Origin of the sequence: Pseudonocardia sp. (assembly GCF_050246655.1) — a bacterium.
GTDB lineage: Bacteria > Actinomycetota > Actinomycetes > Mycobacteriales > Pseudonocardiaceae > Pseudonocardia.
This window is the reverse complement of record NZ_JBFWVQ010000060.1, coordinates 20,923-35,683: the sequence shown is the minus strand read 5'-3', so window position 1 is coordinate 35,683 and position 14,761 is coordinate 20,923. Positions and strand designations below refer to the sequence as shown.

Annotated in this window: 17 protein-coding genes; 8 read left to right on the top strand and 9 right to left on the bottom strand. The window is 73.9% G+C overall.

All coding sequences use genetic code 11. The features are described 5' to 3' along the window. Positions 1-403, bottom strand: a 403-nt coding sequence (locus AB7J25_RS18980) for a pirin family protein (protein ID WP_428510870.1), incomplete at its 3' end; no start/stop codon positions are given. A gap of 149 nt (positions 404-552) precedes the next feature. On the opposite strand from AB7J25_RS18980, the gene AB7J25_RS18975 reads away from it, so the two are divergent. Next, the gene (locus AB7J25_RS18975) at positions 553-1,092 is read left to right on the top strand and encodes an FKBP-type peptidyl-prolyl cis-trans isomerase (protein ID WP_428510869.1); all 540 of its coding nucleotides are present in this window, start codon (positions 553-555) and stop codon (positions 1,090-1,092) included. Positions 1,093-1,138: 46 nt separating this feature from the next. Then, on the top strand, positions 1,139-2,368 hold the full coding sequence (locus AB7J25_RS18970; RefSeq protein WP_428510867.1) for a hypothetical protein: 1,230 nt from the start codon (positions 1,139-1,141) through the stop codon (positions 2,366-2,368). Here the strand turns inward: AB7J25_RS18970 and AB7J25_RS18965 are convergent. Next, complete coding sequence (locus AB7J25_RS18965) at positions 2,356-3,432, bottom strand: App1 family protein (protein ID WP_428510865.1); 1,077 nt, start codon at positions 3,430-3,432, stop codon at positions 2,356-2,358. The genes AB7J25_RS18970 and AB7J25_RS18965 overlap by 13 nt on opposite strands. A gap of 23 nt (positions 3,433-3,455) precedes the next feature. Here AB7J25_RS18965 and AB7J25_RS18960 point away from each other — a divergent pair, with 23 nt between their 5' ends. The 3 genes from AB7J25_RS18960 (at position 3,456) to AB7J25_RS18950 (ending at position 7,160) form a co-directional block, all read left to right on the top strand. Further along, the gene (locus AB7J25_RS18960; protein WP_428510863.1) at positions 3,456-4,139 is read left to right on the top strand and encodes an HAD-IA family hydrolase; all 684 of its coding nucleotides are present in this window, start codon (positions 3,456-3,458) and stop codon (positions 4,137-4,139) included. Between the two features lie 17 nt (positions 4,140-4,156). Further along, positions 4,157-5,674: a glycerol kinase GlpK gene (gene glpK, locus AB7J25_RS18955; protein WP_428510861.1), complete on the top strand. Its 1,518-nt coding sequence runs from the start codon at positions 4,157-4,159 to the stop codon at positions 5,672-5,674. Positions 5,675-6,413: 739 nt separating this feature from the next. Beyond that, complete coding sequence (locus AB7J25_RS18950; RefSeq protein WP_428510859.1) at positions 6,414-7,160, top strand: polysaccharide lyase family 7 protein; 747 nt, start codon at positions 6,414-6,416, stop codon at positions 7,158-7,160. Positions 7,161-7,175: 15 nt separating this feature from the next. Here the strand turns inward: AB7J25_RS18950 and AB7J25_RS18945 are convergent, their stop codons facing one another. From AB7J25_RS18945 to AB7J25_RS18930, 4 genes are all read right to left on the bottom strand, one after another. Continuing rightward, on the bottom strand, positions 7,176-7,562 hold the full coding sequence (locus AB7J25_RS18945) for a nuclear transport factor 2 family protein (protein WP_428510857.1): 387 nt from the start codon (positions 7,560-7,562) through the stop codon (positions 7,176-7,178). A gap of 95 nt (positions 7,563-7,657) precedes the next feature. Then, a complete protein-coding gene (locus AB7J25_RS18940) occupies positions 7,658-7,888 on the bottom strand; it encodes a helix-turn-helix domain-containing protein (protein ID WP_428510855.1) in 231 nt (76 codons plus the stop codon). Further along, positions 7,888-8,367 (bottom strand): DUF2975 domain-containing protein, encoded by a 480-nt coding sequence (locus tag AB7J25_RS18935; protein ID WP_428510853.1) that lies wholly within the window; start codon positions 8,365-8,367, stop codon positions 7,888-7,890. Before AB7J25_RS18935 ends, AB7J25_RS18940 begins: the two co-directional genes overlap by 1 nt. A 31-nt stretch (positions 8,368-8,398) precedes the next feature. Beyond that, a complete protein-coding gene (locus AB7J25_RS18930; protein WP_428510851.1) occupies positions 8,399-8,788 on the bottom strand; it encodes a hypothetical protein in 390 nt (129 codons plus the stop codon). A gap of 120 nt (positions 8,789-8,908) precedes the next feature. Between AB7J25_RS18930 and AB7J25_RS18925 the strand changes: the two genes are divergently transcribed. Then, positions 8,909-10,618: a glycerol-3-phosphate dehydrogenase/oxidase gene (locus AB7J25_RS18925; RefSeq protein WP_428510849.1), complete on the top strand. Its 1,710-nt coding sequence runs from the start codon at positions 8,909-8,911 to the stop codon at positions 10,616-10,618. Positions 10,619-10,764: 146 nt separating this feature from the next. Here AB7J25_RS18925 and AB7J25_RS18920 read toward each other — a convergent pair whose 3' ends face one another. Next, positions 10,765-11,205, bottom strand: a complete 441-nt coding sequence (locus tag AB7J25_RS18920; protein ID WP_428510847.1) for a hypothetical protein — start codon at positions 11,203-11,205, stop codon at positions 10,765-10,767. A 22-nt stretch (positions 11,206-11,227) separates the two neighbouring features. Here AB7J25_RS18920 and AB7J25_RS18915 point away from each other — a divergent pair, with 22 nt between their 5' ends. Together AB7J25_RS18915 and AB7J25_RS18910 are read left to right on the top strand one after the other, a co-directional pair. Next, positions 11,228-12,205: a threonine ammonia-lyase gene (locus AB7J25_RS18915; protein WP_428510845.1), complete on the top strand. Its 978-nt coding sequence runs from the start codon at positions 11,228-11,230 to the stop codon at positions 12,203-12,205. Positions 12,206-12,315: 110 nt separating this feature from the next. After that, a complete protein-coding gene (locus tag AB7J25_RS18910) occupies positions 12,316-12,879 on the top strand; it encodes a GNAT family N-acetyltransferase (protein ID WP_428510843.1) in 564 nt (187 codons plus the stop codon). On the opposite strand, the gene AB7J25_RS18905 is transcribed toward AB7J25_RS18910, so the two are convergent. Both AB7J25_RS18905 and AB7J25_RS18900 read right to left on the bottom strand, forming a co-directional pair. After that, entirely contained in the window at positions 12,863-13,702 is an 840-nt protein-coding gene (locus tag AB7J25_RS18905) for a PIG-L deacetylase family protein (protein WP_428510841.1), read from the bottom strand. The two genes, AB7J25_RS18910 and AB7J25_RS18905, sit on opposite strands and share 17 nt — an antisense overlap. Positions 13,703-13,727: 25 nt before the next feature. Then, positions 13,728-14,756: an ROK family protein gene (locus AB7J25_RS18900; RefSeq protein WP_428510839.1), complete on the bottom strand. Its 1,029-nt coding sequence runs from the start codon at positions 14,754-14,756 to the stop codon at positions 13,728-13,730. Positions 14,757-14,761: the final 5 nt, after the last annotated feature.

The window sequence follows — 14,761 nt, the reverse complement described above, 5'->3', positions numbered from 1 at the left end:
GCAGCGTCGGCGTCCGGTCCTCGGGACTCTCCTCGGAGTGGGAGATGCCCCGCCCCGCGGTCATCAGGTTCACCGCGCCCGGGACGATCGTCTGCAGGCTGCCGAGGCTGTCCCGGTGCAGCACCTCCCCCGCGACCAGCCACGACACCGTCTGCAACCCCGTGTGCGGGTGCGGGGGCACCCGCATCCCCGCCGAGGTGGCGACGTCCTCGGGCCCGTAGTGGTCCAGGAAGCACCAGGCGCCGACCATGCGGCGCGCGCGGTTCGGCAGCGTCCGGCGCACCGTCATCGCCCGCGGCCCGCCGAGCGCGACCTCCACCCCGGCGTAGCGCTCGCGGACCGGGCCGTCGACGGCTTCGGCGCCGCACTCCGTCTCCCGGGGATCTGTCGCGAGATCGCTCATGGGGCCGACGCTACCCCGCAACGAGCGGCCCGTCCGTCCAGCTGAGTGGGACGAACGCGCCGCTCGTTGCACGCGGATCCCCGCGCCACCCGCGAACCCTGCGTCACCCCGCCGCCACGGCCCGGAACCGCCGTGGTCATGCTCTGCACATGACGCGCACCCTCGTCCGGCTCGCCGTGGCCTGCTGCTGCGCCGCGCTGCTGGCCGGCTGCGGCTCCTCGGCCACCGACGCCGACCAGCCCAACAATCCCCGCACCGCAACGCAGGCGCCGGTCCAGGTCGACGTGGACGGCATCCCCGCGCTGACGGGCAACCCGACGGACCTGGACGCACCGGCCCAGGCGCTCGCCGGAGGCGCCCAACCGCCCACGCAGCTCGTCACGCGCGACATCGTCGTGGGCACCGGCGAGGCCGCGACGGCCTCGGACACCGTCGACGTCCGCTACGTCGGCACCCTCTACACCGACGGCACCCTGTTCGACAGCTCCTGGCGCCGCGGGCCGGAGCCCATCTCCTTCCCGCTCTCCGGCGTGGTGCCGGGCTTCGCGAAGGGCATCGAGGGCATGAAGCCGGGTGGGCGCCGCGTCATCGTCATCCCGCCGGATCTCGGGTACGGGGCCCGCGGGCAGGGGCCGATCCCGGCGAACTCGACGCTGGTGTTCGTCGTGGATCTGGTCGGCATCGGCTGATGAAGGGTCCGGGGTGGCGCCGCCGGGCCGCCTCTAGAGTCCACCCGTGACCGACTCCGGGGACGGCCCGCACCGGGTGGTCGCCGTCCTCGCGCCCGCCGGGGTGTATCTCGGCGTGCGGCTGGTCGGGATCGTCGTGCTCGCCGTCATGTCCGCCCGCAACGGGACGTCGCTGCTCGAGGAGCTCACCTCCTGGGACGGCGAGTGGCTGCTCGAGATCGCCGCCCACGGTTACGACGGCGTGTCGGACCAGCTCGTCGACGCCTACGGGAACCGCGACGGCCACACCGCCCTCGGCTTCTTCCCGGGCTACCCCGGTCTGGTGGCCCCGGTCGCGCCGGTGACGGGGACCGCCGCCGCGGGCCTGCTCGTGGTGCTCGCCGCGGGGATCGCGGCGGCGTACGGGATGGCGCGGCTGGGCGAGCTGGTGCCGGGTGGGTCACGACGGGCCGGGCTGATCCTCGTGGCGCTGTTCGCGGCGACGCCGATGGCCGTCGTCCTGTCCATGGCCTACTCGGAGGCACTGTTCTGCGCGCTCGCCGCGTGGGCGCTGGTCGCGCTGCTGCAGGAGCGGTGGCTCCTGGCCGGGGTCCTGACGGCCGTGGCGGGGCTCGTGCGCCCGACCGCGACGGGGCTGATCGCGGCGGTCGGGCTGGCGGCGGTGGCCACCGCCGTGACGGGCCGGGAGGTGGCGCGGTCGTCCTGGAACGTGCCGGCGCTGGTTCCCGCGGGACGCCACGCGGCCGGGCCACCGGCTCCGGCGGCCGTCGCGACCTCGCAGCGCCTCGCCGCCCTCGCGGCCGCGGTCGTCGCGCCGCTCGGCTGGCTCGCGTGGCTCGGGTTCGTCGCGTACCGGACGGGGGAGCTCGACGGCTGGTTCCGCATCCAGCGCGAGGGCTGGGGCTGGTATCCCGACGCCACGGCGACGCCCGCGTGGGTGCTCGCCACCCTCGGCCACGACGACCGCGCCTACCAGATCGCCACCGCCGTCGTGCTGGTCGCCGCGCTCGTGCTGCTCGTGCTCACCGTGGTCGCGCGGCTGCCGTGGCCGCTCGTGGTGTACGCGGCGGCCGGGTTGGTCCCGATCTGGGGCACCCAGGGCCTGATGAACACGAAGGTGCGCCTGCTGATCCCGGTGTTCGTCCTGCTGATCCCGGTGGCGCTCGGGCTGTCGCGGCGGGGCACCGCCACGGTCGTGGCCGTGCTCGCGGGAGTGGCGCTCGCGTCCGCGTGGTTCGGCGGCTTCGCCCTGACGGTGTGGCCCTACGGCATCTGAGCGGCCGTCTCGGCGCGGACCGCCGCAACCCCGGCCGCGTCGAGCAGCCCCAGCCTGGCGGCGTGCTCGGCGATCTGCACGCTGTCGTCGACGGCCACCATCGGCACGCCGCCGGCGCTGACGTCCGCGGCGAGGGCGTCCAGCCCCGCCCGCCGCCGGGCGTCGGCGCCAGGAGTGCGGCGGATGTAGACCGCCCGGATGCGGTCGCCGAACTCGCGGGCGAGCGCCGCGTAGATCTCGGGGTCGTGCTGCCCCGAGTCGCCGACCAGGACGAGCCCGAGCCCGGGATGGTCGTCGAGCACCCGGCGCACGAGCGTCGTCTTGTGCTCCGACGCACCGATGCGGAACAACCCCGACGAGGACGGGCCCCAGTCGGTGAGCAGGAGTGGGCCGAGGGGAAAGCCGCGCAGGTGCAGGAACTGCAGGAGCATCTCGTGGAGGTTCCACGGGCTTGTCGAGACGTAGAAGACGGGCGCGTCGAGGGCGCGGTAGAGCGCGGCGGCGCCGGGCAGCGGGGTGCGCTCGGCGACGTCGGTGAGCAGGGTGATCCGCAGGAACGCCAGGCCCCGGGTGATACCGGTCTCGACGATCGTGTCGTCGACGTCGCTGACGATGCCCACGGTGGCCGCCGGATCGGCGACCAGCAGGGGCGCCGTGACGATCGCCGGATCCCCGGGCAGGCGCAGCCCGATCTCGTGGCGGCCGGGCGGGAGGTCCGGCAGGTCGACGACGGCGTCGACGTAGCCCTCGCGGTCGGTGGGCACGGTGGCTCCCCCGCCGGGTGCGGTGATCGTGACCGGCACGCGGGGCAGCTCGACGGTGAAGAACCTCGCCAGCGTGGAGCGCAGCACCGCCCACCGCGACCGCGGGCCGTCGGCCGCGGCGGTCGGCCTGCCGATGACGACCCTGGCCCCGACGCGGGCGCGGGCGGGGCTGCCGTAGGCGATGAACGGCAGGATGATGCGCCGGTTGCGGCCGAGCAGGCGCAGCACTGCGATGATCAGCGCGTGCAGTCCGTCCTCGGCGACGAGCACGGTGCGCACGAGCCGGGGCGGGGTGACCACGCCACCACCGTAGGGTGGCCGGTGTGGGCACGGTGCTCCTGGACCTCGACGGCACGCTCGTCGACTCGGGTCCACTGATCGTCGACCACCTGGAGATCGCGTTCGCCGCGGTCGGGCTGCCGGTCCCGCCGCGCGACGAGCTGTGGGCGTTCGTCGGCCCGCCGCTGGAGGACGTCGCGCCTGCGCTCGGGCTCACCGGCGAGCGGGCGCGGGCGTTGATCGCGGCCTACCGGTCGAGCTACGCCCCGGTGGCGCCGTCGTCGCCGCCGTTCCCGCAGGCCGCGCCGGTGCTGGACGGCCTGCGGGCGGCCGGGTTCAGGCTCGCGCTGGCCACGTCGAAGCAGGAGTGGCTGGCCCGCGAGGTCGTCGAGCGCAACGGGTTCGACATCGACCTCGTGGGGGGCGCCGATCCCCCGCGACGGATCGGGAAGGCCCGGGTGATCGCCTCGGTGCTGGAGCGGCTGGGGCTGAACCCGGCGTGCGACCCGGTCGCGATGGTCGGCGACCGCGTCCACGACGTGGAGGGCGCTGCTGCGCACGGGATCCCGACGCTCGGCGTCGCGTGGGGATATGCGGCGCCCGGTGAGCTGGCGGGTGCGGCGACCGTCGCCGCCGACCCGGTGGAGCTGCTCGACGCCCTGCGTCCGGGCGGGGTCTGGTCGGTGCCGCGGGACGCCGGGCTCTGCCAGGATCACCGCCGGAGCTGACCAGCGGAGGAGGCGGCGTGGCGGAGTTCGTCGGCGCGATCGACCAGGGCACCACCAGCACCCGCTTCATGATCTTCGACCACGGCGGCGCGGAGGTGGGCCGCCACCAGCTCGAACACGAGCAGCTCCTGCCCCGACCCGGCTGGGTCGAACACGATCCGCGCGAGATCTGGGCACGGGCGAGCGAGGTCGTCGCGGCCGGCCTGGCGAGCGCGGGCCTGCGCGCGGCGGACCTGTGCGCGCTCGGGATCACCAACCAGCGCGAGACCACCGTCGTCTGGGACCGCCGCACGGGCGAGCCGCTGCACCACGCGATCGTCTGGCAGGACACCCGCACCGACCGCATCGCCGCGGCCCTTGACCGCGACGGGCGCGGCGACGTCATCCGCCGCAAGGCCGGGCTCCCGCCCGCCACGTACTTCTCCGCCGCCAAGATCCAGTGGATCCTGGAGAACGTCGACGGCGCCCGCGCGGCCGCCGAGCGCGGGGACGCGGTCTTCGGGAACACGGACTCGTGGCTGCTGTGGAACCTCACGGGCGGGGTGGACGGCGGCGTGCACGTCACGGACGTCACCAACGCCAGCCGCACCATGCTCATGGACCTCGAGACCCTCGACTGGGACGACGAGCTCCTCGGCTTCTTCGGCGTCCCGCGCGCGATGCTGCCGCGCATCGCGTCCAGCTCCTGCCCCGAGGGCTACGGCAGCACCCGCGCGGACGGCCCGTTCGGCGGCGAGGTGGCGATCACCGGCGATCTCGGCGACCAGCAGGCCGCCACCGTCGGGCAGGTCTGCTTCGCGCCGGGCGAGGCGAAGAACACCTACGGCACCGGCAACTTCATGCTGCTCAACACAGGTACCGAGCTGGTGCGCTCGCAGCACGGCCTGCTGTCCACCGTGTGCTACCGCCTCGGGGACGACGCACCCGTCTACGCGCTGGAGGGCTCGATCGCCGTCACCGGCTCCGCGGTGCAGTGGCTGCGCGACCAGCTCGGGATCATCCCGGACGCCGCGGCCAGCGAGGAGCTGGCGGGCCGCGTCGAGGACAACGGCGGGGTGTACTTCGTACCCGCGTTCTCGGGGCTCTTCGCGCCGTACTGGCGCTCGGACGCCCGCGGTGCGATCGTCGGGCTGTCGCGCTACGACACCGCCGCGCACATCGCCCGCGCCACCCTGGAGGCGATCTGCTACCAGAGCCGCGACGTCGCCGACGCGATGGCGAAGGACTCCGGCGTCGCCCTGGACGTCCTGAAGGTCGACGGCGGCGTCACGGCGAACGACCTGTGCATGCAGATCCAGGCCGACGTCCTCGGGGTGCCGGTGTCGCGGCCCGTCGTCGCCGAGACCACGGCGCTGGGGGCGGCCTACGCCGCGGGCCTCGCGGTGGGATTCTGGTCCTCGACCGACGAGCTGCGGGAGAACTGGCGGGAGGCCCGACGCTTCGAACCGCGGTGGAGCGCCGGGCAGCGCGAGGCCGCGTACGCGGGATGGCGCAAGGCCGTGGAGCGCACGCTGGGCTGGGTGGACGTGGGGTGAGCCAGGGCTGGTGTGTCGATGTCGGCTGAGCCAGGTCGGTGTGTCGATGTGGCGGCGGGCGTGGTGCGCGCGGCGGCAGGGCATGGCGGAGCGCGGCGCGCGCCGGCGGCGCTCGCACCCACGTTCGAGCGGTGAGATGCCCCCGGTTGCGGCGCTCGCACACATGTGCGAGGGGACTGCCCCCCGGGGGCATCCCTGGAACACACGTGCGAGCGGTGACACACCCCCCAGGGCGGTCACACACACCGCCGACAATGTGCACCAGCACCACCCGATGTGTGCGAGCACGCCGCCCCGGCACCCCGCCGAGTCGCGGCACACCACCGGGGCGACCTGGCACCCACGTGCGCGCGACGGCACACCCCCGGGGCGGCGCTCGCACACACGTGCGCGCGACGGCACACACCCCAGGGTGGTCACACACACCGCCGACAATGTGCGCCAGCACCACCCGATGTGTGCGAGCACGCCGCCGCCCCGGCACACCCCGCCGAATCGCGGCACACCACCGGGGCGACCTGGCACCCACGTGCGCGCGACGACACACCCCCCAGGGCGCTCACACACACCGCCGACAATGTGCACCAGCACCACCCGGTGTGTGCGAGCACGCCGGGACCAATCCGGGACGACGGCCGGACCGGTCCGCGATCAGGCCAACACCGCCGACGCGGCTCCGCGGCCATTTCCCGCACCGCCCGGTGGAAGGCGCGGGGGAGCGCGGTGGCAGGGTGGCGCGGTGGACCGCAGGCAACTGCTGAAGACGATGGGCGGGTCGGCCATCGGCGCCGCGATCGGCGCGGGTCTCCTCGGCTGCTCCCCCGCCGCAGGCGCCGCGGCCCCGGCGGGCCCGCCGAGCGACATCCTGCCGCTGGCCGACTGGTGGCTCACATTGCCCACCGGCTCACCGGACGCGACGATCGTCAAGGACCTCGCGGGCTACCAGGCCGACCCGTGGTTCGTCGGCCAGGACGACGGCGTGCGGTTCCGGGCGAACGTCGGCGGCGCGACGACGTCGGGCAGCGCCTACCCGCGCTGCGAGCTGCGAGAGTTGAACCCGGACCGCACGCAGGCCTCCTGGTCGTTCCGCGCCGGGACGCACGAGATGGACGTGACGCTCGCGGTGACGGCCGCCCCGGTGCGCAAGCCGGAGGTGTGCCTCGCGCAGGTGCACGGCACGTCCGGCGACCTGCTGATCGTCTACTACGACGCGAAGGCGGGCGGCATCCGATGGAAGCTGGAGAGCGTGGCGCAACCCAAGGTCGTCGACTACGCGCCCGGCCGCCCGCTGAACGTCCGGATCCGGGTGGCGGACGGGCGGTGCGAGGTGTTCCTGGACGGCACGCGCCGCATCGACTTCGTCTCGGACCACGCCACCTGCTACTTCAAGACGGGCGCGTACGTGCTGTCCAACCCGTCGAAGGGTGACGACCCCGCGGCGTACGGCGAGACCGTGATGTCGAGGCTCGCGGTGGTGCACACGTGACGCCGAGCCCCGGCCTCAGGCCGGGTCGACGATCTTCCAGTACGAGTCCTTGCGGACGACCTCCCCGTCACGGAACTCCCAGTGGTCGCATCCGCGCACGCACACCTTCTGGCCGTCGGGTCGCGTGCCGGTGAGGAGCCACTCGGAGACGCCGAGGTCGCCGCTGACCCAGTGCCGGTCCTCGCCGTAGTGGACGTCGGGCAGTCCCGCGAAGCGGGACGCGAGGCCCTCGCGCACCGCCGCCTTGCCGACCAGCCGGTGGCCCCACGGTTCGGGTCCGCGGGGCATGTCCAGCGAGCAGTCCTCGGCGAAGAACTCCATGATCGCGTCGAGGTCGTGCGCGTTGAACGAGGCGGTGATCGCCTTCAACGTGTCCACCGAAGCGCCGTCCCGAGCCGCCATCGCCGACCTCCCCGTGGTCGAGCCGTGTCCCGCAGCACGCAGCGTACGACCGACCGCCCCGCACGACGACCCACCGACGTCGGCCGGGCGCGGGGCTAGGCGCGGGCGGGTGCCGGCACGTCGTCCTCCACCCACTCGAGCAGGTCGCCGGGCTGGCAGCCGAGCACCCGGCACATCGCGTCCAGGGTCGAGAACCGCACCGCCTTCGCACGTCCGTTCTTGAGCACCGCCACGTTCGCCGGGGTGAGCCCGACGCGCTCGGCGAACTCGCCCACGCTCATCTTGCGCTTGGCCAGCTCCACGTCGATACGCACGACGATCGCCATCAGATGACCGCCTCGAGGTCGGTGCGCAGCTCGGTGGCCTGACGCAGCAGGGCGCGCATGACCACCATCAGCAGGCCCACCACGGCGAGCCCGACGGTCAGCAGGAACAGCACGAGCGGCACGCCGGGGTCGTCGGCGTGGTAGCCGACCCACAGCAGGACCCCCACCAGCACCACCCAGGCCGCGGCGACGGCCCACACGATCGCGTCCACCCACACCAGGGAGGCCCGGCTGAAGATCCGGTCCCGGACGACGCGGGTGAGCAGCATCCACGTGGAGACGATCACCACCTGGACGCAGAGCACGAAGAACACCGCGATGGCGGTGAACGGCCACCGCAGGTGGGCGGACTCCGGGGACTCCTGCGCCATGTGCGCGAACTGACCGGGCAGCGACAGCGTCTGGAAGACCACCAGGATCCCGAACAGCGCCACGAGGAAGATCCGGAGCGGCAGGACCGCTCGATACTCCGTCAGCATAGATCGAGTATCGATATCTCTCTATCGAAAGTCAATCGTCTGCGAGCTCGCGGCGCTGCCGTCGTGACGGCGTGAACGTGAGCAGGTCCAGCATCCCCGGCGGCGCCACGACGCCCGGCCCGCCGGCCCGCACCCACGCGCCGACGGCCTCGGTGTCGTCCTCGCGCAGCACCCCGGACAACCACACGGGCCGCGCGCCCGCGCGCCGACCGTCCGACGACGGGCTGACGACCACGACGTTCGAGTGCTCGCAGGCGTCCAGGCAGTCCGTGACGCGCACCCGGGTACCGGCGGCGCGCAGCGTGGCGAGCTGGCTGTCGTGGTCGGTCCCGGGGTGCTTGCCGACCGACCCGCAGCAGCACCCGCGGCAGACCGTGAGGGTCGGGCCCGCCCCGGCGGGACCCTGGCGTCGTGGACTCACCCCGCAAGTCTCCCCGCACGGTGTGCCCGGCGCGGGGCCGGGCACCACCGCGGGTGAGGGTCGCCACCTCCGTCGCGCCCAGGAAGCGGTGGTCGCCGTCCCGGGCGGAAGATGGGCCCCATGCGATCAGTGGCGCTCTCCCCCGCGGCGCGCTCGGCCGCCCTCCAGGAGATGGCCGGCACGGAGCTGGACGTCCTCGTCGTCGGCGGCGGCGTGGTCGGCGGCGGGTGCGCGCTGGACGCGGCGACCCGTGGCCTGTCGGTCGGCCTGGTCGAGGCGCGCGACTTCGCCTCAGGGACGTCGAGCCGGTCCTCCAAGCTGATCCACGGGGGGCTGCGGTACCTGGAGATGCTGGACTTCCGGCTGGTCGCGGAGGCCCTCGCCGAGCGTGGGCTGCTCCTGGAGCGGCTCGCCCCGCACCTCGTGCGCCCCGTCCCCTTCCTGTACCCGCTGCGCCATCGCGGGTGGGAGCGCCTCTACGCGGGCGCAGGCGTCGCGCTCTACGACACGCTGGCGACGCTGTCCGGCCGGTCGCGGGGCCTGCCGCGCCACCGCCACCTCACCCGCACCGGCGCCCGCCGGATCGTCCCCGCGCTGCGCCGTGACACGCTCGTCGGGGCGCTGCAGTACTGGGACGCGCAGGTCGACGACGCGCGGCACACGATGCTCCTCTCCCGCACCGCGGCGGCCTACGGGGCGCACGTGGCGTCGCGGGCTCGGGTGGTGGCCCTCTTGCGCGAGGGCGAGCGGGTCACCGGGGCGCACGTGCGTGACCTGGAGTCGGGGGCGACGATCCAGGTGCGGGCCCGCCAGGTCGTCAATGCGACGGGCGTGTGGACCGACGAGCTGCAGAGCCTCGCCGGGGAACGCGGCCAGTTCCACGTGCGGGCGAGCAAGGGCATCCACCTGGTGGTGCCACGCGACCGGATCCGGGGGCGCTCGGGGCTCATCCTGCGCACCGAGACGTCGGTGCTGTTCGTGATCCCCTGGGGCCGGCACTGGATCATCGGCACCACCGACACCGACTGGCGCCTCGACCTCGCCCATCCCGCCGCGAGCGCCGCGGACATCGACTACCTGCTCACCCACGTCAACCGGGTGATCTCCCCGCCGCTCACCCACGCCGACGTCGAGGGCGTCTACGCGGGGTTGCGCCCGCTGTTGTCGGGGGAGTCGGAGATGACCTCGCAGCTCTCCCGCGAGCACGCCGTCGCCCACACCGTGCCGGGGCTGGTGGTCGTCGCGGGGGGCAAGTACACGACGTACCGGGTGATGGCCCGCGACGCGATCGACGCCGCCGTGCACGGGCTCGCGGTGAAGGTGCCGACCTCGGTCACCGAGAACGTGCCGCTGCTCGGGGCGGAGGGCTACGAGGCCGTCCGCAACGCCCGCCACGTCCTGGCCGCGGAGTCCCGCCTGCACGAGGCGCGGATCTCCCACCTGCTCGGCCGCTACGGCTCGCTCGTCCACGAGGTGCTGGCGCTGGTCGCCGAGGATCCGACGCTCGGTGCGGAGCTGCGCGGGGCGCCGGACCACCTGCGCGCCGAGGTCGTCTACGCCGTCACGCACGAGGGCGCGCGGCACGTCGAGGACGTACTGGCCCGCCGCACCCGGATCTCCATCGAGACGTTCGACCGGGGCGTCGGGGCGTGCCGGGAGGTGGCGGAGTTGATGGCACCGGTGCTCGGCTGGAGCGCCGCGCAGGTGGAGCGGGAGATCGAGCACTACCGCAAGCGGGTCGCGGCGGAGCGGGAGAGCCAGCGGATGCCCGACGACGAGACGGCCGACTCGGCGCGGATGGGCGCGCCGGACGTCGTCCCGCTGGTCTGAGCCCACCCCACTCCACCTCACGTCGACCCGACCCGACCCGACCCGACCCACCCCGACCCGCGCGAACGGCCCATACGGGAGCTAGGTTCTCCCGTCCGTGCCGTTCGCGCGGCCTCGGGCGGGCACACACCCCGGCGGCCGACCCGTCACCGCGGCCCGAGCAGCGTCGTCCGGACGACGAGCCGGCCGTCCGCGCCGACGACGCCCACCACGAGCAGGGTCCGCGCCGCCCGCGACCACTCCGCGTACAGCACCGGGGCGTCCGGCTCGGGGACGAGCTCGCGCGACCGCCCCAGGGGCCGGACGTGCGCGTCGCGCCAGGCGAGGTGGTCGGCCCAGGACGTGCCGGCGGGGAGGCGTTCGACGCGGTCGCCGAGGATCACGGCGTCGCGTTCCCTGATGCGGGCGTCGATCCGCTCGTCGAGCCGCGCGGTGTCCGGGCCGGCGTACGGCTGCGCCCCCGGCGTGGGCGGGATGTCGTCCCACGTGGCCTGCGGCGGCTGGCATCCCGACAGGAGGAACACCACGAGGACGGCGAGGAGCAGGCGCACGCGGGCGAGTCTCCCGGTGCCGGGCAGCAGTCGCACCGGTGGTCCTACGGTGGCGATCGTGACCTCCCTGACCGCCCTGATCTCCCTCGACGACGTCCGCGCCGCCGCGGCACGCATCGCCGGGCACGTCCTCCGCACGCCGACGCTGCCCTCCCCCGGCCTCGCCGGCGCCCTCGGCGCCCCCGTGACGTGCAAGTTCGAGCTGTTCCAGCGATCCGGGTCGTTCAAACCGCGCGGAGCGGCGCACAAGCTGCTGACGCTCACGCCCGCGGAACGCGACGCCGGAGTGGTGGCGGTGAGCGGCGGCAACCACGGGGTGGCGGTCGCGGAGGTGGCCGGCTCGATGGGCGTGGCGGCGACGGTCGTGATGGCCGAGTCGGCGCCCGCCCGGTCGATCGAGCGGGTACGTGCCGCGGGGGCCGACCTGCGGCTCACCCCGGACATGGCGGGCGCGTTCGCGCTGCTCGACGAGCTCGTCGACGAGGGGCTGACGCTGCTGCACCCGTTCGACGACCCGGTCGTCGTCGCGGCACAGGGCACCGTCGGGCTGGAGCTCGCGCAGGACGCACCCGAGGTCACCGACGTGCTCGTGAGCATCGGCGGCGGCGGGCTGATCTCCGGCGTCGCGACGGCGGTGAAGGCGCTGATCCCCCGCGCGCGCGTGTGGGGCGTGGAGACCGAGGGCGCCGAGGCGATGTCGGCGGCCCTCGCGGCCGGCGTCCCCGTGCCGGTGACGCTGCGCTCGATCGCGTCGACGCTCTCCGCACCCGCGGTCTCGGCGCTCACCCTCGCGCACGTGCAGGCACTGGTGGACGAGGTGCTCGTCGTCCCGGACGCCGACGCCGTCCGGGGCTGCGTCACCCTCGCCGAGGAGGCGAAGGTGTGGGCCGAACCGGCCGCGGGCTGCCTGGTCCCGGCGGCCCGTCAGGTGCTGGAGCGGGTCGGCCCGGGGGCGCACCTGGGGCTGGTGGTGTGCGGTGGGAACGTCACGGCGTCGGACATGCGGGGGTGGCTGGACCGGTTCGCGGTGGGATAGATCGATCGCAGACCGTTTGGTTGTGGGCGATGAGCCGACCGTCGCAATCTCCGCACACGGTTCGGCCCCGACCATCGACTTCCCGGGCCCGTCCTGGGTGGACTGGAGGGATGCTCGTCCGGAAGGTGCACCTGCAGCAGCGACATCCGGGCGATCTGCGTCCCGCCCGGACGCCACCCGAACCGGCCGCCGTGCTTCGCGCCGACCAGCTCTCGGGCGACGTTCCCCGGGCGCTGTACCACCTCATCGGACGCGCGCACGGGTGGACCGCGCGGCGGTGTTGGGACGCGCACGACTGGGAGCAGCACCATGCCCGTCCGGACCGCGAGATCTGGGTTGCGCGGTACCGGCGGGCCCACGTCGGCTTCGCGGAGCTGGCGGTGCACGGCAGCGACGTGCAGATCAAGTATCTCGGGCTCATGCGGTCCTTCCAGGGCCGCGGGCTGGGCGGGCAGTTCCTGACGGAGATCACGCGGCAGGCGTGGCGGATGCACGAACGAGTGGCGGGCGCCCCCGTCGTGCGGCGCGTCGTGCTCACGACGAGCAGCCTCGACGGCCCCTCGGCGCTCTCGAACTACCTCGCACGCGGGTACTCCGTGGTGGACCGGACGACGGCCCGGTGTCGACTGCCGGTGCCGGCGGGAGCGCTCTACCGGGTCATGGCGCGACCGTGATGCGCCACCGGTAGCGGGCCGAGGCGGACAGCAGGATCGCCCGGTAGAGCGGGCGGAGCCGGGTCGAACTCAGGATCGACGTGTCGTCCAGCTGGTCCCATTCCACGGACGTGGGAGCCGTGGTCCGCAGGATCCGCGGCCTGCCCTCCATCCACGTGCGCCCGCGAACCGTGAGCTCCGTGAGGAGCTCGGCGTGCGTGATCCGCCGATGCTCCTCGTCCGGCGTCGCCCCGTATCCGAGGACCTTCTCGATACCCCGGATGGCGTTCACCTGCCGGACGGGCTCGTGCATGAGCCGGTAGTCGACGCGCCGGTACTCCCCCACATGCTGGTCGAGCATCTCCCGGCTCAGCTGGAGATGCTTGGGATCGCAGTTCACGATCAGCGTCGGGTGCGGCAGGTCGGCCCAGACCGACCACATCCACCACGTCAGTGACCCCCCGGCCGCCCAGACCACCTCGCGGACCGCTCTGGCCACCGTGGCGTGCCCGTGGTGGCTGTCCCGGGGGTGCGGACCGACGACGAGCTCCGCTCCCGTCTCCTCGACGACGTTCCGAATCTGGGGGATCAGCGCCCGACACGCCCGACCGTGCCGGTCGCCGCGGGAGATGCCGATGGGCGTGGTCGGCTCGCGGTGCTCGAACCCGGCCAGCTCGAGCGCCCCTCGCAGCTCCGCGCGCCGTCGCTCGGCCTGCTCGGGGCGGCCCATGCTCACCGCGAAGTTGACGACCCGCCAGCCGGCGTCCCGCAGGGTGAGCAGGGTGCACGGAGCGGCGATGCTCTCGTCGTCCGGATGCGGGGAGACGTGGAGGACGGTATGCACGGTGTGCCTCTGCAGACGGGAACGATCAGGTCGGCGAGCCCGCGAGGATCTCGACGCCACCCTCGACCCCCGCACCGACCGGCCGCATGGCGCGGCTTCGCGCCTCGTCCAGTGCGAGCAGACCCGCGCCGATCATGGTGGCATCGTTGCCGTGGGTCGCGCAGGTGATTCGCGGTGTGTCGAGATAGTGACCGTGAGACACGATCTTCTCGCACGTGACTCGCATGGGTCCCAGAAGCAGCTCGCCCAGGCCCGACAGGCCGCCACCGACCACGACGGCCTCGAAGTTGAAGATGCTGGCGACCGACGCGACCCCCCGTCCCAGCCACCGCCCGACCTCGCGGGCGGCCGAGCGCGCCAGTGGATCGCCTTCCAACGCTGCGCTGATCACCATCTTGGGCGTCAGGTGCTGCATGACGCCGTCGACGAGGTCCGCGAGGTGGCTCTCCGGATGCTGCCGAACGAGCATGCGCGCGAACCGCACGAGCGCCTCCGCCGAGGCGACCGTCTCCAGGCAACCGACCCGGCCGCACTCGCACCGCAGGCCGCTGTCCGGTCGGACGAGCATGTGGCCGAGCTCGGCGCCGAGGCCGCGGCGTCCCCGCCACAACCGGCCGTCGACGACGAAGCCACTGCCCACCCCGGTGCCGACAGCGAGGAACAGTGCGTCCTGGGCCCGCACGTCGCCGGCCCGCAGCTCGGCCCATGCTGCGGTGTTGGCGTCGTTGTCGACGACGACGGGAAACCCGACCCGGTCCTCGACGGCCCGGCAGAGCTTGCCCCGGTGATCGTGGTTGGCCGCGAACACCACCGTGCCTTCGGGCCAGGCGACGGCGCCGGCGATGCCGATGCCGACCGCGGCGACCGCCGGATGGTCGGCTCGGACGTCGGCGACCAGTCGGGCGATGGCGCCGGCAAGGCCGGAGGAACTCGAGCTGGGGGTCAACCGCCGCTCGCGCTTCTCGATGACGGTCCCCGCGCGATCGACGACCCCGGACGCCAGCTTCGTGCCACCCACGTCGACGCCGAGGGCCAGCGCATCCGGTGTCAGCACCTGCC